Annotated in this window: 16 protein-coding genes; 11 read left to right on the forward strand and 5 right to left on the reverse strand. The window is 46.7% G+C overall.

Features of this window, described 5'->3' with window-relative positions; all coding sequences use genetic code 11:
• Positions 1–269 precede the first annotated feature (269 nt).
• On the forward strand, positions 270–7,274 hold the full coding sequence (locus GC130_RS07500; protein WP_151997663.1) for a lamin tail domain-containing protein: 7,005 nt from the start codon (positions 270–272) through the stop codon (positions 7,272–7,274).
• A gap of 75 nt (positions 7,275–7,349) precedes the next feature.
• On the opposite strand, the gene GC130_RS07505 is transcribed toward GC130_RS07500, so the two are convergent.
• Positions 7,350–7,823, reverse strand: coding sequence for a hypothetical protein (locus GC130_RS07505; protein ID WP_151997664.1), 474 nt, complete (start codon positions 7,821–7,823; stop codon positions 7,350–7,352).
• A gap of 128 nt (positions 7,824–7,951) precedes the next feature.
• Here GC130_RS07505 and GC130_RS07510 point away from each other — a divergent pair, with 128 nt between their 5' ends.
• Complete coding sequence (locus GC130_RS07510) at positions 7,952–8,818, forward strand: helix-turn-helix domain-containing protein (protein WP_151997665.1); 867 nt, start codon at positions 7,952–7,954, stop codon at positions 8,816–8,818.
• 181 nt (positions 8,819–8,999) lie between these two features.
• Here the strand turns inward: GC130_RS07510 and GC130_RS07515 are convergent, their stop codons facing one another.
• Positions 9,000–13,214, reverse strand: a complete 4,215-nt coding sequence (locus tag GC130_RS07515) for a cadherin domain-containing protein (RefSeq protein ID WP_193217801.1) — start codon at positions 13,212–13,214, stop codon at positions 9,000–9,002.
• A gap of 184 nt (positions 13,215–13,398) precedes the next feature.
• On the opposite strand from GC130_RS07515, the gene GC130_RS07520 reads away from it, so the two are divergent.
• Positions 13,399–15,654: a histidine kinase dimerization/phosphoacceptor domain -containing protein gene (locus tag GC130_RS07520; protein WP_193217802.1), complete on the forward strand. Its 2,256-nt coding sequence runs from the start codon at positions 13,399–13,401 to the stop codon at positions 15,652–15,654.
• A 108-nt stretch (positions 15,655–15,762) separates the two neighbouring features.
• Positions 15,763–16,488, forward strand: a complete 726-nt coding sequence (locus GC130_RS07525) for a response regulator (protein WP_151997668.1) — start codon at positions 15,763–15,765, stop codon at positions 16,486–16,488.
• 112 nt (positions 16,489–16,600) lie between these two features.
• On the opposite strand, the gene GC130_RS07530 is transcribed toward GC130_RS07525, so the two are convergent.
• Both GC130_RS07530 and GC130_RS07535 read right to left on the reverse strand, forming a co-directional pair.
• A complete protein-coding gene (locus GC130_RS07530) occupies positions 16,601–17,416 on the reverse strand; it encodes a hypothetical protein (RefSeq protein ID WP_151997669.1) in 816 nt (271 codons plus the stop codon).
• A gap of 86 nt (positions 17,417–17,502) precedes the next feature.
• Positions 17,503–19,290: an ABC transporter ATP-binding protein gene (locus GC130_RS07535; RefSeq protein WP_151997670.1), complete on the reverse strand. Its 1,788-nt coding sequence runs from the start codon at positions 19,288–19,290 to the stop codon at positions 17,503–17,505.
• A 174-nt stretch (positions 19,291–19,464) separates the two neighbouring features.
• Here GC130_RS07535 and GC130_RS07540 point away from each other — a divergent pair, with 174 nt between their 5' ends.
• The 7 genes from GC130_RS07540 to coaE all read left to right on the forward strand — a co-directional run bounded on the left by GC130_RS07540 (position 19,465) and on the right by coaE (position 24,771).
• Positions 19,465–20,565, forward strand: coding sequence for a Glu/Leu/Phe/Val dehydrogenase dimerization domain-containing protein (locus GC130_RS07540; protein WP_151997671.1), 1,101 nt, complete (start codon positions 19,465–19,467; stop codon positions 20,563–20,565).
• A 47-nt stretch (positions 20,566–20,612) separates the two neighbouring features.
• The gene (nusB, locus tag GC130_RS07545) at positions 20,613–21,791 is read left to right on the forward strand and encodes a transcription antitermination factor NusB (RefSeq protein WP_151997672.1); all 1,179 of its coding nucleotides are present in this window, start codon (positions 20,613–20,615) and stop codon (positions 21,789–21,791) included.
• Between the two features lie 9 nt (positions 21,792–21,800).
• The gene (locus GC130_RS07550; protein ID WP_151997673.1) at positions 21,801–22,097 is read left to right on the forward strand and encodes a YtxH domain-containing protein; all 297 of its coding nucleotides are present in this window, start codon (positions 21,801–21,803) and stop codon (positions 22,095–22,097) included.
• Positions 22,098–22,257: 160 nt separating this feature from the next.
• Positions 22,258–22,821 carry a DUF1573 domain-containing protein gene (locus GC130_RS07555; RefSeq protein ID WP_151997674.1) on the forward strand — a complete coding sequence of 188 codons (564 nt, stop codon included), beginning with the start codon at positions 22,258–22,260 and terminating at the stop codon, positions 22,819–22,821.
• Positions 22,822–22,845: 24 nt separating this feature from the next.
• A complete protein-coding gene (gene yajC / locus GC130_RS07560; protein WP_151997675.1) occupies positions 22,846–23,166 on the forward strand; it encodes a preprotein translocase subunit YajC in 321 nt (106 codons plus the stop codon).
• Between the two features lie 26 nt (positions 23,167–23,192).
• A complete protein-coding gene (locus tag GC130_RS07565) occupies positions 23,193–24,152 on the forward strand; it encodes a hypothetical protein (RefSeq protein ID WP_151997676.1) in 960 nt (319 codons plus the stop codon).
• Positions 24,139–24,771 carry a dephospho-CoA kinase gene (gene coaE, locus GC130_RS07570; protein ID WP_151997677.1) on the forward strand — a complete coding sequence of 211 codons (633 nt, stop codon included), beginning with the start codon at positions 24,139–24,141 and terminating at the stop codon, positions 24,769–24,771. The genes GC130_RS07565 and coaE overlap by 14 nt, the downstream gene beginning before the upstream one ends.
• On the opposite strand, the gene GC130_RS07575 is transcribed toward coaE, so the two are convergent.
• Positions 24,746–24,991, reverse strand: a complete 246-nt coding sequence (locus GC130_RS07575) for a hypothetical protein (protein WP_339785383.1) — start codon at positions 24,989–24,991, stop codon at positions 24,746–24,748. The two genes, coaE and GC130_RS07575, sit on opposite strands and share 26 nt — an antisense overlap.
• Positions 24,992–25,039 lie beyond the last annotated feature (48 nt).

Here is a 25,039-nt window from a genome sequence, read left to right on the forward strand (position 1 = left end):
TCTGTGTCCCTCCTTTGTCCGCCGAAGCCTCTGGCGCAGGTGGTCTTTCCCCGCCGAAGCCTTTGGCGTAGGAGGATTTCCTCTGCGGTAAACTCTTCCTCACATTAGCATAAAAGCAATGAATCTCCTATGCCCATTTTCAGTATGGCAATTGAGATTTTAGCCTTTCATCACTTCACCAGCAATGAAAAAATCAATTATGGCAGTTATTTATTAGTTGAAATAATCAGATTGATTATATTGAGAGACCAACCTACCTTTTTTCAATTATGATCATTAGAGCTATTGTTTGCTCCATTCTTCTTACATCCTGTATTTCATTTTCCTCTCTTTGTCAGGTAATCGATGACTTTTCGGATGGGGATTTGACTACAAATCCAACCTGGTCGGGAAATACTGAATATTTTACTTTCAATGCTGGTGAAAGTAAACTGCGAAGTCAAGGGCCCGACATTGAAACCTCTTATTTCATCAGCACACCCAATCAGTTTATCAAATGGACAACCTGGGAGTTCAGCGTAAAACTTTCCGTGTCGCCAAGCAATACCAACAACATGAGGATTTACTTGGCGGCCGATCAGGAGAATCTTACAACTGGTTTAAATGGCTATTTCATAAGAATTGGTGAAAGTGGTTCAAATGACGGAGTGGATCTTTACAGGCAAAATGGCACAAATACATCTAGAATCATGCACTCCTTCGATGCGGCAATGGCCAGCGGGGGAAACGCCAGAATACGTGTAACGAGAGATGACGTTGGAAACTGGACATTAGCCGCCGACCTTACTGGGGGAAATAATTTTATCCAAGATGGAGCATCAGTGTTCGACGACACATTTACGTCGGCATCAAAATTTGGAATTGTGGTGAATCAAACTTCGTCTAACAAAAATAACTACTATTTCGGCTCTCTGAGCGTCACAGCTAACCTAATCGTAGAAAGTGTCGAAGCCATTTCTAAAAACACCGTCAAGGTGCATTTCAATCAAGCAGTGACTGAAGCCACAGGTAGCGAAACATCTAACTACATAATCGACAACGGCATTACAGTAAATTCAGCAACCCGCTCAGGTGGCAACAGTTCTGTGGTCGAACTAACGGTCAGTGACCTAACAACTGACGATTACTTGCTGACCGTGTCAAATCTGATAAAAGAACAAACTGGAACCCTTCAAGAAACCGTTGAACCCATTGCCTTCTCCTACACCCAACTCGCCCTTTCAGAAATCATTACACCCTCCTCCACCGAACTAAAGCTTATCTTCAACGACGAGCTCGATGAAGCGGCCGCCGAAAACGTGTCGAACTACACTATTAACGGAGGCATCGGCACACCTACCGGCGCTGTTTTGAATCCTTCGAATGCAAAAGAAGTTTTGCTCACACTCGGGACAGGCCTGGGCGAGCAGGACTATCAACTAGCCTTGCCCAATGGCCTGCCCAACGCTTCTGGCAACAGCCAGATCGATCCGGGAGCAGCCTACGAATTTGATTTTGTCGTTCCCCTCATTGCTGAATCGGTGGAAGTGGTGTCAAAAAATCAATTGATCATCAGCTTCAATAAAGCCGTGGCAGTTGGGCCTGCTGAAACACCTGAAAATTACACAATCAACAACAGCATCGGGGCGCCCTCCTCGGCAGCTATCGGCACCGGGCCGAATGAAGTGATACTCACGCTGGGTACAGGTCTGCTCAATGATAGCTACGAAATCTCCATCAGCAACCTGACGGATGAGGCCTCGACCCCCCTTTCGCCAAACCCAACCGTGCTTCCTTTTTCTTACCTGCCTTTGACGATTACAGCGGTGATCGTAACTGGCGAAAATGGCTTGCAGGTCACGTTCAATCAGTCTGTTGACCCCGGCTCGGCAACACTCACCTCCAACTATTCGCTGAATGACGGTTTTGGCAATCCGCAAACCGCCAGTGTTTCTGAAGCAGACGATAAAGTTGTTACCCTTACTTTCGCTGAAGACTTCTTCAATTTCACGTATGACCTCACTGTCAATGAGGTCTCTAACCAGGCTGGCAATGCCCTGGCCGAAAACCTTGTCGAAGCTGTGGCAGTGTCGAAACCAACCCCAGCTAGCGCACTCATCATCACCGAAATTTTCGCCGACCCCAACCCAAAAGGCGCCATCCCTGAGTCACCAGTCCTGCCCACCGCCTCAGGTGCTGAGTTTGTGGAAATTTACAATCCGGGTACCCACTCTATCAACCTAAATAGCTTCAACCTGACAGGTGGATCTATTGGGAATTACCCCCTGGCTGGTGGTGCCTACCTGGCCCTGATGCCGACTACTTATTTTGCAGATTACGAGGGTATTGCCAATGCGATTACCGTTACTAGCTGGAACATCCTCACAAATACTGGAGAGGTTATCATACTAAAAGACCAGCTTGGAAATACGATTGACGAGGTAACTTTTAGCAGTAGCTGGAACGACGACAGCGAAAAGGACGGCGGATGGTCTCTCGAAAAAATCAACCCACAACCGGCCTGCGAAAGCGGCGCCAACTGGCGTACGTCGGTTGATGAAAAAGGAGCCACGCCCGGTGCACAAAACTCTGTTTTTGATGATGCGCCTGACACCACCGCCCCCACTGTTGCAGAAGTAGAAATTGTCGATGAACAAACCATCGCTATTCATTTCAGCGAGAAAATGGACACTGACCTGACTGGCATCGCTGCCAGCCTCAATGGCCAAGATGTCGCTAGTTTCTCTTTTGCTGACAACCAAACCCTTTCCATTGTGCTAACCACTCCTTTGATCTCCGAAGCTGACTATTCCCTGGAGCTATCCGGACTGAGCGACTGTGCGGGCAACCCAATGGCCAACGGGTCTATTGACTTTTACTATGACACCAAGCCTCCGGTTCCAGTGCAAGTGGTGCTTCGCTCATTTAGCAGCTTATTGCTCCGGTTCGACGAGCCTTTGAAAGAAACAGACGCAGAGAAAGAGGAGAACTATAAAATAGTCGACCTGAATATTGCTCCTACGAAAGCCAATCTCCTGACAGAGTCCGCTCAGTCAGTCCTTCTAGAGTTTGAAGAGCCTTTTGCTCTCGGTGCCTCTTATGAAATTGAGTTGAGCAACCTGAAAGACACACTGGAGAATGCGATGGGAACTCCCGTCACCCTGGCCTTTTCCGTGTTGCAGCACATCGATTCGGTATGGGTGGAAGGAGCCAATTTCCTGTCGGTCAGTTTCAATAAGGTGCCTGAGAACACGTCAATGACATCGGCTGACAATTACTCCGTAGATGGAGAAGCAAAGCCGTTGAAAGTACTTCCAGTGGCGAAAAACATTGCCCGACTGATCTTCAAAGTCAACTTTTCCGAGAACAAAGATTTGGTGCTCTCGATCTCCAACCTTGTCAGCGTAGATGCGGACGAGCTCATAACCCCGGACTATACTTTCCGCTATGATACCAAACCGCCGACCATAGACTCTGTTGTGGCAGTGGACGCCAAGCACTTGTTGGCCTACCTGAATGAGCGCCTGCAAGCTCCCTACGCAGAAGCCATAGGCAACTATGAATGGAAGGGACATGGTCATCCTGATTCAGCAGCTTTGCAAACAGATAAAAAATCTGTCTTAGTTTCGTTCGGAGAACCCTTCCCTCAGGAAGCTGAGCAGCAGCTTTCGGTGGTTAACCTGAAAGACCTTTATGGAAATCAAATAATCAAGGCGATGACCAAACCATTCGTTTACGACACCCTCTCTCCAAGAGTGGAGACGGTTGTCGTTACGTCACCAAAGACACTGGAGATTTCCTTTTCCGAACCAGTTACCACCGCTGCTTCGGTGCCTGACCATTACCTCCTGGGCAGCAAGCAGCCATCTGTAGCTAAAAGGACACTTCCAGACTCAAATGTGGTGATGCTCACCTTTGTTGAGGCCCTTCCTGATGTCAATAGCATTCCACTAGCTATCGATGGCATCTCAGATTTTTACGGCAATACCTCCGTGAAAATTAGTACTACCGTCAACAACGAGGATCTGCAGCCCGGAAAAGCAATGGTCATTTCAGCCAGCAAAGCGCTGGTCTCCTTCAACAAAGCGCTGGGCAGTGATCGCACTTTATCGAATGTCACCGGCGATGATATTGTGGCCGTGAAACAAGGAAAAGAGGCGCACCTGTTAGAACTGGAAGTGTCCGGTAAATTCGAAGAAGATTCTCTGTACACCTTCGCATTCAACGGCCTGACCTCAGCAGATGGAATTGCGCTGGGCGCTTCAAAAACCATTGACTTTACCTATCATTCGCTGGTTGAGCAGGTGACGTCAAATCACCCGGCGCTTGTTGAACTTTTGCTTACCGTGCCGGTCAATGCGGACAGCCTTTCAACGGTGACTCAAATGGTCGTCGGACCGGAAGAAATTACCCCCTCTCTCATTTTGCCAGATGCCGACAAGCCCAACAAATTGAACATCTACTTTGACGAAAATCTTCCGTTCGACAAAACCCTGACACTCACTTTTTCCGAGCTGTACGATGTTTGGAGCAGGAGAGTTCCCGACCAGTCCATCTCGTTTGCCATCGATGCACAAGCGCCGACTGTTGCGAATGCCTTCTCCCGATTGTTCTCGGAGGTCGTCGTGGAGTTTTCTGAAAAGGTTTCCAGTTCAACAGCCCTTAGCCCAAATCACTATTCTATCATCGGATTTGCTCAACCGGATCAGGTAGTGTTCACAGCCGCTGATCAACTTTCAGTTTTCCTATCGTTCGAAAACGAGTTTGTTGACAAAACCACCTATCAATTGGTAGTGAAAAACGTCGAGGACATCTCTGGCAACGTCATGCAAGCCGACACCCTTTTATTCACCTACACCAAACCTAGCATTCCAAAAATTGGAGAAATCCTGATCACGGAGATCATGGCGGACCCGAGTCCTTCAGTCGGATTGCCAGAAGTGGAATATGTCGAGCTATACAACGTCTCCGATGTTGATTTTGAGCTCTCTGCATTTAAGTTCGTGAATAGCGACAAGGCCTTTGCGCTTGGCGAAGGCGAACTCGCATCGGGAGACTATTTGATCCTGTGCTCTCCTAATGACACAGCCTCACTTGCGAACTTCGGCTCTGTGGTGGGCTTGACAAGCTGGTCGGCGTTGTCCAACACTAAAGATTCTCTTAGCCTGATAAATTACTATGGCGATGTCATCGACCAGACAGTATATACCACCTTCTGGTACAAAGACTCCCAAAAGGATGAGGGTGGATGGTCGCTGGAAAGGATTTTGGGCGAGTCGGCCTGCGGAGAAGATTATCGATGGGCGGCTTCCCGAAGCGAACTGGGCGGTACGCCAGGCTCTGCCAACTCTCTGGCTTTCTCTGAAATCGATTCTATTGCGCCGGCTCTCATCAACGTGGCCGTCGTGGAGCCTACCACGCTGAGTCTGGGGTTCTCAGAATGGCTAAGCGAGGTCGGCCTGGCAGCGCTAAAAGTAGCTATTAAAGGAGGGCCAGAAGTTTCCTCTTTCGTACTGGAAGAAAATCAAACCAGCGTGCTGGCAACACTAAAGCAGCCGCTCACTTTAGGTGCCGAGTACATGATCACCGTTGCCGGAGTCGTGGACTGTAGTAGCAACCAAATGGAGGTAGCTGAAATGACAGTAGGTGTTGGCAGGCCTCCCAGTTTTGGAGAACTCATCATCTCCGAAGTCATGCCTGATCCCGACCCAACACAGGGCTTGCCGGAAGCTGAGTACATCGAAATCGTCAACGTCACTGATGAGTGGATCAGCTATAACGGGGTGAGTTTGATCGTCGGGAACAAGCAAGCTAACTTTCCTAACGGTGCCGTTGCCCCAAATGCCTGGCTCATTCTTTCAAGCGCAGGTAACCTGGCTCTTCTTAAAGAATATGGTTCTGTGCTCGCTATTACTTCCATGCCCTCGCTGAAAAACGATGGCGACGAGATTTCCCTTTTACTAGGAGATCACCTGCTTCATAGTATGCAATATGATGACGGCCTCTTTACTGAAAGCAGCAAAAAGGATGGCGGCTGGTCGCTGGAGATCATCGATGTAAACCTTCCTTGCGCTGGCGAAGAAAACTGGAGTGCCTCGGTCAGCGAAAAGGGGGGAACGCCTGGTCAAACCAATTCGGTGAACAATACCCTCGGCGATGGCACTCCCGCAAGTCTGATGGAAGTTATCCCAACCTCCGACTCTACGCTGCTTGCACGGCTTAGCGAGCAGGTCATCATCGATGCAGATAAATTGCAGATCAGCATTACGCCTTCGCTCGGAAATCTCACTGTTCAGGCGGACTTCCTTACCAACAGTTTTACTATTCAGCATCAGGAAAGTATCCGCCCAGGCACGTTCTATACTGTCTCTCTTTCGGGCCTGGTTGACTGCCGGGGAAACATCAGCACAACAGAGCAATTGTCCGCCAGCTTCATCCTTCCCTCACCCTCTGACAGCCTGGATGTGGTAATCAACGAAATCTTGTTCAACCCCAGAAGCGGTGGCGTCGATTTTGTGGAGCTGTACAACAGGTCTGATAAATACCTCGACATCAAAGGCTGGGAAGTTGGCAACATCACAACGGCTACGGGAGAACCCAATGATTTCAATACCATTACCACATCAAATCACCTGCTGGCGCCTGGTGATTTTCTGGTGCTAACGGAATCGCCCACGATCCTGAAGGCAGATTACCCCTCGGGTAAAGAGGAAACGTTTTTCGAGGCGGACTTACCCACTTACCCCAACACGGAAGGCGGAGTGATCATCCGAAATGCCGATGGCCGGGTACTCGACTGGTTCAATTACGATGAAGATCTCCACTCACCTTTTCTTGAGGATGTCAAAGGAGTGGCTTTGGAAAGGGTATCAGTTGAGCACGAAACCAACAGCCCGGAGAACTGGGAGTCAGGCGTATCGACGACAGGCTTTGCAACCCCAGGTTACAACAATGCCAACCAAAGGGCCGGGCAACCCGCTACCGGAAAAGTATCCGCCGAACCGCAGGCCTTTGTCCCCGGCGATGGTCTGAACGGGTTCACTGAAATCACCTTCGACAGTTCCCTGGCCAACACCCGTATTGACGTCTATATCTACGACATGGCAGGCAGAAAAATCAAAACACTTACGCAGGGCCAGACCGTTGCAGATGGCAGCTTCTTCCGCTGGGATGGCTCCACCGACATGGGTGAAATGGCAAGAGTGGGTGTTTACATCATACAGGTGGAGTACTTCAACTCCTCTGGCCAGAAGGATGTGGTGCGCACCACCGTAGCAGTGGGTGCCAGGTTTTAAACGGCTCACCTTCCGCCATGAAGACATTACCGGGAACGACAAAGTGTTTGTGGGTGTGTCTTCACACCCAGCCTCTCAATCGATCAGCTTCAGCACCCTTTTAGCCTTGTAGTCCTCGTCCCTCACTGGCTCCACAATTATTACGTCGCCGGGCTTGGCACCTGAAAGCACCTTAGAAATGGACACCTCATACACGGGGTTCTGAAAGAACCCATTGTAAATGATAATGTCCTCTCTTCTCAGATAAGCCCTGAATGGAATGCGTTCCTGCTCAGGGCTTCCCGGCTTTCCCCTCACAAGCGACATTAGCCCCCAACTTTTCGTATCAAGCAACGCCACATCAAACGGCACGCCGTTAAGCAGCAGGCAGTCCACATGGATATTGGTATGCCTGCCCACCTCATTGCGCACAAACTCATTGTCCTGTATGATCTGATCCCGCCTTTCTTTTAGCTGTTCTTTCGATAGCAACAATAGTGGGTTGACCGCCTGCGCCTGCACGGCTCCGACCTTCATCATCAAAAGGACACCTAGAAGTAATTTCAGCATCTTGTTGTCTGTTTGTTTGCCCCAAACCTAGGCATCACCCTGTCCGTCAATAGTAAAACAAATGTAAAAAGAGTGTAAACAGTTGTAAAAGCTAAACATAGCTCCCTGCAAAGCAGTACCTTTAGGTTATGAAGACCATCTTGGCAGGGACATGTTTGGCAATTGGCCTCCTGGCTACAGTTCTCCTTCTTACCGGCAGTGATTCGCCACCCTTGGCTGGCGAAAAGACGGAAATAGCCATGCGCAACGTAGGCTATAGAGTGCTATTGGCGGCGGGAGATTCATCATCAAGAGTACTTCCGGTAACAAAAGTTGATAATAACATCTACTTGATCCGGTTCGAAAACCCTCTGACATTCACCACCGACACACTGGTAAAGGTCATCCACGAGGCACTTGCTCCCGGCATTAATTCCAAAATTATACCCAGCGCCTATGTGGTGAACGTGATGGAGTGTACTGGTAATTTGGTTGTGTACAGTTACCAAAAGGCCGGTACGGAGGAGAATACCCTGGTGCCTTGTAAAGGCAGAGACCAACCGGTGGGTTGCTATGCGATCAAAATTACCTTTGAACGATCCATTCTACTTGCTGGTGGGAAATGGAAGCTGGGCGGCCTGGCCCTTACCTGCCTCCTTCTGGCGGGGTTTATTTACCTAAGAAAATCCCCCACTGCACACAATGAGCAAAAGCAACCAGTCACACTTTCGATTGGGCAGTTTGCCTTTGACCTGCACAACGGAATGCTGAAGCACAAAGACGAGATCATCGACCTTACGGCAAAAGAAGCAAAGATTCTGACACTCTTCGCCAAACAGCCCAACATGGTGCTGGAGAGGGATAAACTCATGAAAGAGGTTTGGGAAGATGAGGGCGTTATCGTCGGACGCAGCCTCGACATGTTTGTGTCTAAACTTCGCAAAAAACTGCAAGCCGATCCCAACGTGAAAATTACGAATGTGCATGGGAAGGGGTATAAGCTGGAGGTAAGTTGAGCATCCGCCGACCCATCATGGTGTGCCCTTGAAATAGAAATTTCCTTTGCTCTTACCAAAGCACTACTCGATTCTGTGCTACGACAAAAAGGAAGCCTTCCGTTTTGGAAGGCCTCCTCAAAGTTCCCGTGTTTGTTGTTGCGATGGATTAAGACTTAGGACAACGACAATAGATCCAGTCTTAGTTTTTGAATAGCCTCTTGACCACAATTGCACCTTCTATTTCGGTCACTAAAAAATAGATGCCCGCCGGACTATCAAGTAAATTAACTGTCACAGATTTTGCCTCGTGGTGTTCTACTAGTGTTGGGAATTCCTGCCCCGCTGCATTGACCACTTTAAAAGTAAAGTCGCTCAGCTTTACCCCTTGCGACGTGATAGTCACTATACCTTTGGTTGGATTCGGGTAGATACTAATTCTGCCGTCATAAAAATCTTCGACTCCAGTTTCAGTCTCCTCGACATCAATCAGGTTTATTGTAATGGTAGCCGACGCCGACAATTCGCCATCACTTACCTCCACCACCAGCTCGAAAACAGGGGTAGTTTCGAAGTCAAGTGCTGCTGAAGACTTGACAATGAGGTCGTGGTTTGAGTTTAATTCAAAAGCATCGCCCACATTTCCCGAGCTAATCGAGTAAGTGAGCGGGTCATCGTCTGGATCAGAAGCAGCGATAGTTCCCAAACCAATCCCTTCTGGCGAATTTTCTGAGACCGAAAAACTTTGGTTTGAAATCAATGGAGGCAAGTTTTCGGGCTCTACAACCTCATTCACATCGTTGAGATTGACTGTGACGATGGCAGTAGCCGTACCGCCTTGTCCATCACTGACTTCCATTGTCAGACTAAATGATGGCGTGACTTCAAAGTCAAGTGCTAGTGTGTTATTAACGGTTAAGCGAGAAATAAATGGCGCCAGCTTGGATACCGTAAAGGCATCATTGGTATTGCCGTCCAAAATGGCGAAAGTCAATTCACCATCACCTGTCGTGGCAACAAGGTTTCCGACAGTCGTCCCTTCTGGGGCATTTTCATCAATAGTAAATGTCTGATCGCCGATTGCAGGGCCCAGGTCATTTAGATTAACTGTGACGATGGCACTTGATGTTCCTCCCCTGCCATCGCTAACCTCGACGGTCAAATTAAACACCGGATTAGTTTCGTAATCAAGTGCTGTCGAGTTATGCGCATAAAGGCTATTGACACCATTCAGAGTAAAGGCATCTCCCGTATTTCCAGCAGTAATTGAATACGTTAATACATCGTCATCTGGATCGGAGGCTGCAATAAGCCCGATAACCTCACTGTTGCTTCTGTTTTCATCAATGGTAAAAGACTGAGCCTCAATAACCGGTACTCCGTTACTTTTTGTTGTTACTGACGCTGGATCGGAGGAGGCTGAACCGTATTCTGTTGTCACTGTAACGGCGAAAGCATATTCGGCATCGGGTGAAAGGCCACCAACAGTAAGCGTTCCTGTGTCGGCGTTGAAGTTTCCTCCGTTTTCGTTTTTAATATTTACGCCCCCAAGGCTGCGGAAGACGGTGTAAGTCATGTCGCAACCCCCACAATTATCTTCCGGCTTTACAAAATTTACCCTCACCGATTTAGAAGTAATATTGTCGTACGTCGGGCTTGCAGGTTTGGCAGGAGGACCAAACTCGTCCTTGGTAGTGAAACGCCAAACGCTGGTGCTGCTGATGCCCGCATAGGGAGCACCTTCAAGGTCTTCAAACGCAGTATTGTCGATTAAAACATAAAGCAAAGTACTAAAAGGCAAATTAGCTCCGGGCTGCAATGTCGCCGCAGCACCGCTAATGGTGACCTTGTCTGAGGTTACATCAATCGTTTCCACCACTGACCCATCGACTCCCGATTTGATATAGATATTACCGGTTCCCTTCTGAATGCTCTCATTAAATGTTAAAACCAGGGCTGACTCAACTTCTACTGCTACGGCGTTGTTGGCTGGTGAAAATGACACAACTGTTGGTGCAATATTGTTTGTTGTTACCTGACTTGCTTCAATTGAAAAATCGGATGATCCAACGGAATTTACTGCCTTTACCCGGTAAAAGTATTCCTGATTGTCGGTGAGGCTCGTAGCCGTATGGGTCAGACCATTACCATTAAATACTTCCGAAAATGCTCCTCCAACCCCTTGCTTTTGCTCAAGCACATAGCTGGTGATAGCACTGCCATTATCAGCAGGTGCCGCCCAGTTGACCACGATCGAAGTTGAAGTAATGGCTCCGAAGGTTGGAGCCACCGGTTTGCTCGGTGGCCCGGCCAAAGTGGTTGCACTAGCTTCTGAAGAATAGGACGAACTTCCAATAGCATTTGTGGCTTTGACACGGTAAAAATACTCTTGATTGGAAGCAAGGCCGGTGGATGCAAAAGTCAGCGCATCTCCGGTAAATGTTGCTGCAAAGTCTCCGCCACTTCCCAATTTCTGCTCAAGCACATAACTTGTGATGGCGCTGCCGTTGTCGTTGGGTGCAGCCCAATTAACTACAATGGAGCTATTCCTAATGGTGCCAAAAGTAGGAGCTGCCGGCGCATCCGGGACACTGCTTGGAGTAAATGTGACCCCATCGCCCCATACCCCACTACCATTGGTGCCTACAAATAGGGTTGATGCTTTTACAATTAGAGGGCCTGTCGATAAATTATTGAGACCTGTATTGTAGGATGTAAAATTGTCTCCCAAATCGTCCGACACATAAACGCCATTGTCTTCAACAGAAAAATACAATTCATCCAAACTTAGAATGGCATGGCCAAGGACAGCCCCAGTCAGTCCTGTTCCAGCTGCAGTCCACGAATCTCCCTTGTTTGAGGATTTGTAAAAGCCCTCAGCCGTAGATGCATAGATACTGCTACCAAGGACATATAGATAGGTGGCAGTATTAAAGCCACTTGTATTAGCAATTCCGTTATCGGCAGCTACCCATGTGTCTCCATCGTCAGAAGATTTGGAAATAATATCACCAAAGAAGTTTCCCGTATATATGTTGGTCAAATCGGATGTCAATGTTAAAGGAATCCCATTGATCTCATTACCAGTCGTGCCATTTGCGCTACTCCAGGTGACACCGTTGTCAGTGGACTTACTCACTCCGCCCAGTAGCTCCAAAGCAAAATATGTATCACCAAGGCCAACAATATTTACAACAGGCAAGCCATTCAATCCGGTATTTACTGCCGTCCAGGAAGCTCCTTCGTTGGTGCTTTTGTAAATGCCATTCCCGGTACCCGCCAGAATAAACGATACTTCGCTGTACAGAGTGAAAATCGTGAGTCCCAGTCCAGCCAACCCATTATTCTTAGCTGTCCACGAGCTTCCATTGTCGCTGCTTACAAAAAAACCTCCTCCATTGGTAGACGCATACAAGTCTTCACCGCTGCTTTTGAAGTCAGTAATCTTATGAGCATTGATGCCAGAATTTATTTCCACCCAACTCACCCCGGCATCCGTGCTTCGGAAAATTCCGCCAGTGGTACCAATCATTGACACGTCTGCAGCATAAAAACTTGTGACATTTATATTGCTGGGAATGGCTTCAAAAGCTTGTACCCAGGTGGAGCCCTCAAAGGCAAAAAGCAAGAGGCCGTCGGTTGTTCCGGCATAAACTCCATTGGGGCCCGGAAATACACGGTAAAAACCCTCCGGCGACAAGCCACCAACAGCATTCCAGGTGGCGCCAGCGTCGTCGCTGAAAAACGAGCCACCCTGGAAGTCGGTAACTACCAGCTCATCAGGGAAGCCAAAGGCGACGGAAGAAAAATCCTGAGAGGGTGCACCCGTTACATTGACAGTACCCCACGTCGCACCTCCATCTGCGGTCATATATAGACCTTCATCGGATGCGGCTGCGAGTAGATCAGGGTCTGATCCATCCCGTGAAAAGGAATTAATCTCTGAACTACTGGCTATGCCAGTCCCCAAAGCTGACCATGATGATCCATCGGCTGAGGTAGAGATACCTCCGGTATAACCAACCCAAAATTCACTTCCAATTGCTGCCACACTTAGCAATTCTATGTCTGCTAAGCCAGTATTTGCAAAGGCCCAGGTATCACCACTGTCCGCCGATCTGTACACTCCGTTCTCGGTGGCTACTACAATGGTTGTTCCCAGGGTGGCGATTCCAGTCGCTTCTTCACCTAATATGTCATCACCTACTAGTATCCAGTTGTCGCCACTGTCTGCAGTCTTATAAACTCCGCCGTATCGGGTAAGGGAAATCCAGATTTCCGTTGAAATCGGTTTAATGTCAACAATATCACCACCCTCTGGTCCTGGCGATTGTGCCCACTGCGAAAATGCCGATTCATTGAAAAAAATGATTGCAGCAGCTAGCGCTATTAGGGTGGAGCTTTTTGACGCTTTCATAATTTTTATCATTTGATAAAGCTTTAAATCAGAAACATAGCTAAATTAAACTCATTGATCCTAAGGGAATTAGCATCCCCTTTAAATCAAAATCAAACTATTTTTGCGAGACAGGGGAAACCTTTTCCGAGCAGGCTGATTTCTCTTCCGAATGAAAATATTGGCTACTAAAGGCGCCATTCAAATGAGCATTTTTAGATCGTGTGTTTGCAAATTCATGGTGAGGTGGGCGTTCGCTGCCATTTTTCTTCTGGCAGTTGCCATGCCTGCATGGCCACAGACTACAAGTAAATTCGACAGTCTGAAACGCATACTAGCAACGCCAAGAAACACAACTGAAAAAGCTGAAGTGTACCTGGGCCTGGCGGAGGAAATCAGAGACGTCAACATATGGATGATGCCAGCATTTATTGACTCAGCGTTTATATTTTCTAGTGCCGTGAAGTACAAAAAAGGAATTGCCAGAGCTCACTTTTTGTACGGGGTAGAACGTTGGCTCAATGGCTACTACGCCGACGCTGAAAGCAGATACCATCAATCTATTGTGCTATACACCACGCTCAAAGATTCGGCAATGTTGGCCAAAAACTTCTCTTATCTGGGGTTGTGTTTCCATTATCACACGTTCTACGATTCGGCGCTGTACTACCACCAGAAGGCTTTGGAGATCAACGAAACACTGGGAGAAAAAAGCAAAATGGCGCACAACGTTGACAACATCGCCCTTGTTCACCATCAGCTCGCCAACTTTCCCGAATTGATCAAATACTCTACAAAAGCCCTACAAATCCGGAACACGATTCCCGGCTTTACGAGCAGAACAAACTTCTACAATTTTGGAGGCGAAATTTTTAGAGATAGGGCGCTTCAAGAGGCCCTTGCCTACCACAGGAAGGTATTGGCAGAGGAGAGAAAGAAAAAAAATGGAGACCTGGGTTCGAGCCTTAACAATATCGGGAGTGTTTACTATAACTACGAAAAGTACGATTCCGCAGTCTATTACCTGCAGGCCGGTGCAAAAGAAATATTGAAATCGGGCACAATGAATCAGTACGCCGGGCACCTCCACGAGCTAGGTGAGGCATTAAGGGAAAGGGGCAACTACCTGGACTCGGAGCGGGTTTTTCTTGAAGCCATGGCCATCTGGGACTCCATAGGCACGAGACACAGTATTTCAATTGTTCGTGGAAATTTGGCCCGCCTATATTTTCTTATGGAGGAATACCCCGAAGGCCTCACCTACCTGAACCAATCACTGGCAATGGTAGAGGGAATGGCATATAATCCCTTTTGCATCAAACTTTGGTCGTTAAAAGCCAGGTACTTAATGAAGCTAGATCGGGAGGAAGAAGCCATGACACTCGCCAACAGGTCTCTGCTTGAAGCAAAGAAAAGCCATGTGGTAGTATCGATTCTTAACAGCTTAGAATTATTATCGGAGTTCTACTCGACCATCAGGAACCATGAAAAAGCAATGTTCTATATGAAAGAACACTCAGCTTTGAAGGATCAACTATTTAATGGAGAAAGCTTACTACAGATAGCTCAACTACAGGTTCAATATGACACAGAAAAGAAGAACAAGGAAATAGAACTATTGAACGCCCAAAATGCGGCCCAAAAAGCTAAGCTCTTCCAGCGGGAGCTCATGGTAGGGGTGGTATCAATAGCAGTCCTCTTATTTGGTTTCGCCTATTACAAACGCCAGAAGTATGTCAGAAAGCTCGGCTCTCAAAAAGACTTTATCGATCAGCAAAGGATAGAATTGGCGCTTAAGAATCAGGAAAAGGACGTGCTGCTGGGCGAAATTCACCATCGGGTAAAAAATAACCTCCAGGTAATCAGCAGCCTGCTCAAGCTCCAATCCCGCCAGCTAACTGACGAAAAGGCCCAAAACGCAGTATTAGAGGGACGTGATAGGGTGAAAGCCATGGCGCTAATCCATCAATGCCTCTACCAGCACGACCGGTTTTCCAGCATACAAATAGATAACTACATCAAGAAGTTGATAGATGGCCTGATCTCCTCCCATGGCTATAGCGATAATGAAATTCAGCTGGCATATAAACTGCAAGAATTGCACCTAAGCGTCGACACTTCCCTTCCAATAGGGCTGATTATAAATGAATTGGTCAGCAATTCTTTCAAGCATGCTTTTAAAAAAGGAAGAAAGAATCTTCTTTCCATTCAGTTTGAGAAAAAGGGGCGAAAACTTCTTTTGGTGGTCAAGGACAACGGAATCGGAATTCCCGATGCGGACTTGCATCCGAATAAGGTAAAATCTTTCGGAATCGGACTCATTCGATCTCTGGTTGAGGAGCTGGGTGGAAATGTTGAATTTATCCGAACCAATGGAACAACAGTAAAGGTCTCTATTCTTAAATACAGTTTGCATTACGTCAAAAAATCGAGCCAACCTTCTGCCTTAGAACAAAGCTAAATTTGGTATTTTTTTGTAAATTATCATTACTTCAATCGGTAAGCCATAACACAGTGTCATTCAGACTTGTGACCTCTTAGTTTTCAATTTTTGACAAAAGTTCATGGCATGAAAATTCTTGTAGTCGAAAACAACTCCATTGTTGCTAGTGACATTGTAATCAGTCTTAGCGATATGGGTTATGAAGTGGTAAAGTGGGTAAAAACTGGGAAAGAAGCGCTGGAAGCAGTCCACGAACTGGCCCCAGACCTCATTATTATGGATATTAACCTCGACGGCCCTATGGATGGCATACAAGCTGCTGAGTTAGTTAGCAAAATACAATTAGTCCCCATTATTTACCTAACGGCGTACTCCGACAACACTACCTTTGAAAGGGCTAAAAAGACACACCCGTTTGCGTACCTAGTGAAGCCTTTTGTTGAAAAAGACCTCGGCTTTGCCATCGACCTGGCTATTGATAACTTTTCGAAACAACCACAGGCAAGCACCATAACTACCTCACCAACAGAGCATTTGGTTTTAGATGCGGTTTTTCTCAAGGTGAATAAACATTATATCAAAATCCTTCTTCGGGACATATTGTATGTGCAGGCTGAAAGAAGTTACTGTAAGGTATTTACAGTGGAGAAAATCCATCTATTGACAATGAGTCTACATACTTTCGAAACTAAACTCAATAGCCAAGACTTCGTTAGGGTGAGCAGGTCGGCCTTAGTCAATATTCACCACGTCGACTCATTTGAAAATCATAGTGTATGGCTGGGCGATCAGGAAATAAGAATAAGCCGTTCATTTCAGGACGCATTTCAAAGTAAGTTCTTGTCAATTTGAGAGGGTTCTTACCTACTCCCTCCTGGCAGAGTTCATTTATTTCAAAAGAACTCACGACCAGGCCGCCGCTCAAAAAGCTGGAGGTAACCTCTACTTTGATATAGCAAAAGGATCAGTCTATTTTGTCAATGAGAATTAATCTGATTTGAGATTCGTCTATATTCAAATAGTTAAGTTCCAGAAACCCCACTTCCTCATTAAAAATTGACGTCAACTTAGTCTCTCCAAGTTCACTGCTTGCTATAGCTTCAATTTCATAACAAAGCAGCTCTCCCCATTTTGTGTCTTTGATATCACTGCCTGTGACTGTATATGTAATGTCATTTTCCTTGTTCCCTTCCCATGTCACCCACCTCTCATCGCCCCAATGGGGGCCAAACACTAGCTTCCAATTCCAACTCTTTCCAACTGCCAAAGGAAATTTCACATATGGAAACGGGTTGAGTTCCAGGATCCTAAAAAGGTAGTCTCTGGGTGGGTGCACCCAAAGATTGGCCTCATTTTCTATCGCCCCGGAAATGGAAAATGTTGTTTGAGGGGTAAGTTGATAGGATATGACCGTCTGCTTGTACTCAGGTCTGTTGTTCTGCCCCGAAAGTGCCTTGATAGTGATATTCGTTATTGTGGCCTGGTCTGATGAATCAGGAGAAATAAACTCCCACCCGTTGTCAGTGGTTTTGAAGCTAAGCTCGCTACCCGATGGGCTGATATACGAGTAGGAATAAATGAATTCTGTACCTCCCCTGAAAATCTTATTGTTGAAATTATAACGATTTTCATCCACTACTGAAGAATCGAACAGCTCAACAACAATACCATCATACTCATCAACAAGCGTGTAATTGGGGCCATCGCTAGGCACTTCTTGCCTTTGATGGCAGGCAGCAACAGGAAGGAGAAACGGAATTAAAAGGAAGGAAAACTTCACTTTATAGGCTTTAGCCAATTAAGTAAAGCATTAGCAGCCGAATATCACCTATAAAATATTGGCTTTTTATATCAGCTGCGTCAGCCCTACCCTTCGCTCTCCTCTGTCTGCAACTGCTTCTCGTAAAGCTCCTTGTAAATACCGCCCTGAGCCAGCAGTGATTCGTGTACACCGTACTCTTTGATCTCACCGTCGTCCAGCACTATAATCTTGTTGGCCAGCTTGGCTGAAGATACACGGTGTGAGATAATGATCGTCGTGCGATTTTGCATGATGCGCTTCATCGCCTGAAGAATGGAATTCTCGGTTTTTGTATCCACAGCCGAAAGCGAATCATCGAGAATAAGAATTTGTGGGTTGCGCACAATGGCCCGGGCGATGGAAAGCCGCTGCTTCTGCCCACCTGACAGCGTAATGCCCCGTTCTCCTATCTTGGTTTCAAATCCTGCCGGGAATCCTTTTATGTTTTCGAGCAGGTCTGCATCTTCGGCAGCCTTCACTATTTGATCCCTGTTGTGGTCATTTCCGCCAAAGGCAATGTTGTTAGCCAATGTGTCCGAAAAGAGAAACACATCCTGCGGCACATAGCCTATCTGCCCACGCAAATGCTGGACATTGTAGGCCCTTATGTCGTGTCCATCCACTTTTATTTGCCCCTGATTCACATCATACATGCGGCAAATAAGGTTGGCAATGGTCGACTTGCCCGACCCTGTGGTGCCAATCACCGCCAATGAGTCCCCGGGATCCACTGTAAATGAAACATGGCTCAACGCTTTGATGCCGGAATCTGGATACACAAACGACACATCTTCGAACTTAATTGCTCCCTTAATTTCTTGCTTCACATTGAGTGTCGAAACAATCTCTGTCTTTGTATCCAGAAACTCGTTGATCCGCTTTTGAGACGCCGCTGCCCGCTGGATAATACTGGTAATCCAGCCCAGCGAAGTCACCGGCCAGGTAAGCATGTTCACATAAATAATAAACTCAGCAATAATGCCCGTGGTGATCGCTCCCGCCATCACTTCTATCGATCCAATATATACGGTAAGGATGGTACTCAGCCCTATAAGGAACATGATCAGAGGGAAGAACAGCGCATTGACGAAGGTGAGCTGTAGCGACTTGTCCTTGTACTCATTGCTCTCCTTGTTAAACTTGTCATCAAAGTCGTGCTCCCTCACAAACGACTTAATCACTCTAATACCAGAGAAAGCCTCCTGCACAAAAGTCGAAAGATTGGAAAGACTCCTTTGAATTTCTTCCGAACGCTTGTTGATAATGTTGTTAACGAAGTAGATGCTGATCGACAACACAGGTAAAGGCAGCAGAGAATAAAGCGTCAGCTTCGGGTTGATGCTGAACATGAATGGAATCACCATAAAAAACAGGGTGAACAGTGTGATTCCATACATAATGGCGGGGCCAATATACATGCGCACTTTGCTCACATCCTCAGAAATTCTGGCCATCAGGTCACCAGTATTATTGCGGCGGTAGAAGCTGAGCGGCAGCGTCTGATAATGCGCATAAATCTCGTTCTTCATGTCATACTCTATCAGGCGTGACATCACAATAATTGTCTGCCTCATGAAAAACAAAAACACACCCCGGAGCAGCGCCATCAGCAGAATGAAAAAACCATAAATGAAGATGCTCGATGTGAACAAGTCGTAAGTTTCCGACTGTAGCTCAAGGCCCTGAAATGCGCTGTGCAGGCTGATTCCCCGCTGCACAATATCAAAAGCCTGCCTTACCAGGTAGGCCGGAATGATGGCAAACACATTGGAAATTATAATGAACAAAGTACCCAGAATCAGGTGGTACTTATATTTGAGGAGATACTTATTTATTGCTGCTAGATCTTTCACTGAATCTTAAAACGAGACTTTGGGTAAATGGTTCATTGGGCTGGTGAATACCTTGGTTCGCAACCTAAAAAAAACGTAGCTTTGTGGCTACAAACGCAATTCCGACATTTCTTGTCAAAAGTAGGGAAAGCTTTGAACCCAAATAACAACATGTGACCTTATTTTATCTTCGTGATGATCGAAACTTCAGAATTGAAAACCACCGGCATGGGTATTTTCAACCAGCTGTCGGAGTTGGAGCATGAGCAGGTGGTATTTTGCCACGACAAGGCAACAGGTTTAAAGGCCATTGTTGCCATTCACAACACAGTTTTGGGGCCTGCTGTAGGCGGTACCCGTATGTGGAATTACGCCTCTGAAGAGGATGCCCTCAACGACGCCCTGCGTTTGTCGAGGGGAATGACATTTAAGTCAGCCATTGCCGGACTTAATATTGGTGGTGGAAAGGCAGTGATTATTGGCGATGCCAAAAAAATCAAAAACGAAGTCCTTATGCGCCGCTTTGGCAAGTTTGTGCATGGGCTGGGTGGCCGCTACTGGACGGCTGAAGACGTGAACATGTCTACCCGGGACATGGAATATATCAGAATGGAAACCCCCTATGTGACCGGCGTGCCGGAATCGATGGGTGGTGGTGGTGACCCCTCTCCGGTTACGGCCTTTGGTGTGTTCATGGGCATGAAAGCAACAGCCAAAAAAGTATATGGCAGCGATTCACTGAAAGGAAAAAAAGTGGCCGTGCAGGGAGCGGGCCATGTAGCTACTTACCTCATGGAACGCCTCGCAAAAGAAGGGGCAAAAATATTTGTTTGCGACTTTCATGAAGAGAAGCTCAAGCATGCAGTGGACAATTTCGGAGCCACAGTGGTGGCTGTCGACGACATTTACGATCTGGACGTTGACATCTATTCGCCCTGTGCCTTAGGCGCTACGATAAATGACGACACAATCGGTCGGTTGAAATGTGCCATGATTGCTGGTGGCGCCAATAATCAATTGGCAGAAGAGCTGAAGCATGGCAGAAAGCTGATTGAAAAAGGAATCCTGTACGCACCAGACTTTCTTATCAATGGTGGAGGCATTACAAATGTTTATTATGAGCAAATAGGCAACTATAACAGGGATGTAGTGTATCAGCAAACAGAGAGGATATTTGAAACAACTCTCAGGGTATTTGACCTGGCAGAGAAAAAAGGCATTACGCCTCAGGAATCAGCCATGGAAATAGCCATTAACAGGATCAATGATATTGGTAAGATCAAGTTATCTTACTAGTTTAATAGAAATTTAAATAAAACTTTTCGTTCTTTTTTTATTGGGAAATGCTAAACAGAAGAACCCTTCGGATCAAAGCCGTGCAGTCATATTTTGCTCTTGAGCAAAGTATCATCTCCGACTTTGAAATCGCCAATCAGCAAATCGCTGATTACTTTCAGCCAGATTTGAATAGTATGGAGCCTCAGGACGCCAAACTTCTCAGGAAGAAAGGAAAGATAGCGCAAACTTGCTTCGCCGAGCAGCATAAGAATGACGTTATCCAATATCCTGCTGAAGCGGATGATGAGATGAGGAAATCTGTGGCAGATGCCGTCACCTACTTCAGGAATCAGGTCAAAAAAGACAAGGAGGCTTTCCAAAGCCGCATGCTGAAAGACGTGGATAGCATCCACGACTCTTACTACCTGGCATTGATGTTGCCCGTGGAGTTTGCACTCCATGTATCGAAGGAGAAAAGAAAGCAGCTAGGCAATCTGTCGTCCGAAAAAATTGTTGTGGCCAATGACTACAACCTGGCCGACAACAAGGTTGTGCAGGCCCTTCTTGACTTCGAACCGTTGCAGCAGCAGCTTGGCCAACGGTCGCTTAGCTGGTCAGCTTACAGAGACGACACAAGTATCTGGTACAAGGACATTCTGAAAGCGGACGAGGCCTACAAGGCCTATCAGCTACTTTCAAATCCAACCTTTGAGCAAGACAAAGAAGTCGTTTTGCACATTGTCAAAAGGCTGTTTTTCAAGCATCCAACCATTCAAACTTTCATGGAAGAGAAGGATTTGTACTGGGAAGAAAACAGCGGCATTGTAAAGAGCCTTGGCGTGAAAACGATCAAGTCGTATCAGGGTCAGGGAGAGCCCTTCCAACTGCTGGAGCTTTCTGCCAACCTGGAAGACGACCTTGACTATTTCCGTGACCTGTTTAAAATAACATTTGCCAATAATGAAGAGTATGAGGCCATTGTTGCTGAGAAATCAAAAAACTGGGAAATCGATAGAATTGCGCTTATCGATAAGGTGATTTTGAAAATGGCCATCGCAGAAATGGTTCATTTTCCTTCAATACCGGTAAAAGTGACGATAAATGAGTTTATTGAGATTTCAAAAAACTATAGCACGCCTAAGAGCAAGCAGTTCGTCAACGGATTATTAGATGTATTGGCCAACGATTTGGCAGCGAAAGGCGTTATAAAGAAAAGTGGAAGAGGATTAATTGATAACAAATAGAGATATACTATGAGCAGGACTACTGGTACCTTAATAGCATTTTTGGCTGGAGCCGCCACAGGAGCGGTGCTAGGTATTTTATATGCTCCCGATAAGGGAACTAACACGAGGGACAAGCTTTCCTTCCAGCTCGACAAGTACAAAGGTAGACTTCAGGAGTTGATTGATGAGCTGATGGAGAGCAAAGGCCTGGTGGAGAGCGAAGCGAAATCCGAAGGAGAAAGGATCATCAACGACGCCAAGGAAAAGGCAGAAAGACTGCTTGACGATGTGGATGAACTCATCGGTCAGATCAGAAAAAAATAGTACGACCCGGGAAAAGATTAGGTAAATTCTCCTCTGCAAAGGGCTTTTCGCCTTTCGTGTAATAGGGAATCTTTAACCTGCCCATTCCGTTTTATTCATTGTTTATACTAAATTTGAAGTTCCTAACAGAATTTTACTAACCCTTCAAAATACCATAGTCATGAAGAAGTCAGTAGTTAACGTATTAGTTTTTGGAGCATTAGTGGCAGTAGGATTTAGCTGCTCAAATGCCGAAATGGAAGGCCGTCTGGCCAGATTGGAAGGTCGTGTTGCAGAATTGGAAGCCGGCAAAGCCAGAAGCGGACCAGCCTCCTCGGCAGCTACAGCCAGCCCTACAATTCAGCAAACTGCCCTTGAAGAAGAAGTGCCATCAGGGCCAGCACCGGTTTTTACCTGGGCCGAAGAGACCCATGATTTTGGCACAATCACAGAAGGTGAGATTGCTGAACACGTGTTCAAATTCACTAACACTGGTGAAGCACCTTTGATTATATCAAATGCTTCAGCTTCTTGCGGCTGCACCGTGCCAGTTTGGCCCAAAGAGCCTATTCCAGTAGGCGGAACAGGCGAAATACAGGTCAAATTCAACAGTAGCAACAAGCCGGGTGTGCAGAACAAAACCGTTAGCATCACTGCGAATACCGCACCTAAACTGTCTCGTCTCAATATCAAGGCAGTGGTTGCTCCAAAAACTGGCGCCGCAGATGGCCCTGTTAAAAAATAATTATACCTAAACGATCACATAAGAATGCATTTGATTTTAGCACAGGCAAGTTCAGGTGGGGGCTACATGCAGTTTGTTATGCTGGGTGGCATGATCCTGATATTTTGGCTTTTTTTCATCAGGCCTCAACAAAAAAAGCAGAAAGAGCAACGCAAGTTTATTGATGAAATTAAAAAAGGTGATACTGTTGTGACCACCGGGGGAATTCACGGAAAAATAGCAGCAGTTGAAGGTGACACGATTGTTCTTGAGGTTGATAAGGGGCTGAAGATCAAATTCGAAAAGGCCGCTATTTCGCTGGATGCCAGCAAAAAATATGCGACTCCGGCAGCAGCAGCCTCATAAGGAAACCTCAAATATTGCCTGCTAGAATGGCAAACAAAAAAGTCTTTACATTTAAGATTGGAGAAAATTGGAAGGTAGTAGTATTGGCAGTTTTAGCCGCTACTACCTTTTGGTTTTTTAACTCCCTCAACAAAAACTACGAGGCCAGGCTTAGCTACCCTATTGCCTTCGATTTTCCACGTGATAGTGTCGTAATTGTTAAGCCACTTCCGGATGAAGTGCGTATTGACGTGGCCAGCGGGGGCTGGAACCTCTTGCGCAAAACTTTTTGGTTCAACGTTGACCCGTTGGTTATTCAACTCGACAACCCCACCGAGATAAAGTTTCTCACCAGAAACTCCCTCTACGACATCATAAAAGACCAGCTGACTGACATTGACCTGAACAGGGTGGTGACGGACACACTTTTTATTTCAGTCGAGCCCAAAATTCAGAAAATGGTGATGGCCGTGGTGGATAGCCTGACCATTCCACTCGCAACAAACTACAGACTTACCAGCCCAATTACTTACGAACCAGACAGCGTGCGGATAGAGGGCCCGTCAAGCCTTATGAACCGCTTTCCGTCCACCTGGCTGCTGGAGTTTGATCGCAGCGATATCGCTGGTGATTTCGAGCGCTCGCTGGCCGTGCCCCTGACTGACAATCGACTGATGAGTTCGACTCCCAAGTCAGTCACTGTGAAGTTCAGAGCCGAAGAATTCATAAGAGACTCCCTGCTGGTAGAAATTCAGCCCGTTAACTTCCCAAACAGATACCGGGGCAAAGTGCCTTACCTGGCTGATACAGTCACCTACGTCTTCTACACGATCAAAGGTGATCTCGCCAGCCAGGTTAGCGACTCAGCATTTTCGATTGCTGCCGATTTCAAAATGTACAACAGCGAAGACTCCACCATTACGCCTGTTGTCCTGTTCAGGCCGACGGAAGTGCTCGAACTTCAGCTACTCCCTGAAAAACTTAAGGTCGGTCATGCCAACCAGTAAACCCCTGCTTGTTGGCGTCACCGGCGGCATTGGCTCCGGCAAATCAACAGTCTGCAAAATATTCGAGGTGCTTAGTGTGCCCGTCTATAACTCCGACAACAGAGCCAAGGCGCTAATGGTAGAAGACAAAGAGCTTGTGGAGGAAATAAAGGCGGCTTTCGGAGAAGAGGCTTACCTTGACAATAAAAACCTCAATAGGAACTTTTTGGCAAAAGAAGTCTTCTCAAATCCTTCCAAATTGGAAACACTCAATAGCCTGGTGCATCCCGCTGTCGGGCGGGATTTTGCTTCCTGGGTAGCCGTTCAAAGTAATCAGCCCTACGTCATCAAAGAAGCGGCATTGCTGTTTGAAACGGGTTCACACAACTCGCTGGATAGTGTTGTGCTTGTCACGGCGCCAGAAGAAGTCAGAGTCAGTAGGGTACTGGCACGGGATCCCCAGCGCAGCGAAAAGCAGGTGAGGGATATCATCGGGAATCAGCTTAAAGACGAGGAGAAGAAAAAGCTGGCCGACTATGTGCTCAACAATAACGAGCAGGAACTTTTGGTGCCTGAGGTAGTGGCACTGCACGAAACGCTACTGACCAATGCTGCTAAAATAGCTGCAAAGGAAGTTTGATCTGGTCAGCATAAAACTTTATTCTGGTGCTTTTGTCGTCGAAGGGTTCAATCTTATCGATCCTGTCATACTTGTGGTTGTAGAAAACCTCGAAAAGCTGCGAACCCAGTTGATAAAGGTTCACTTTGTGTCCATAGTACCTGATCGCAAACAGGAATTCTCCCTCAACATACAACTTGTTGATTTTTTGATTGAGTGACAGTTGATCGAAGCTTTTCAAACCAGTTATTCGATTTACAGATGCCTGAATATCACAAAAAATCGGGTA

It is taken from the genome of Imperialibacter sp. EC-SDR9 (assembly GCF_902498805.1).
Lineage (GTDB): Bacteria > Bacteroidota > Bacteroidia > Cytophagales > Cyclobacteriaceae > Imperialibacter.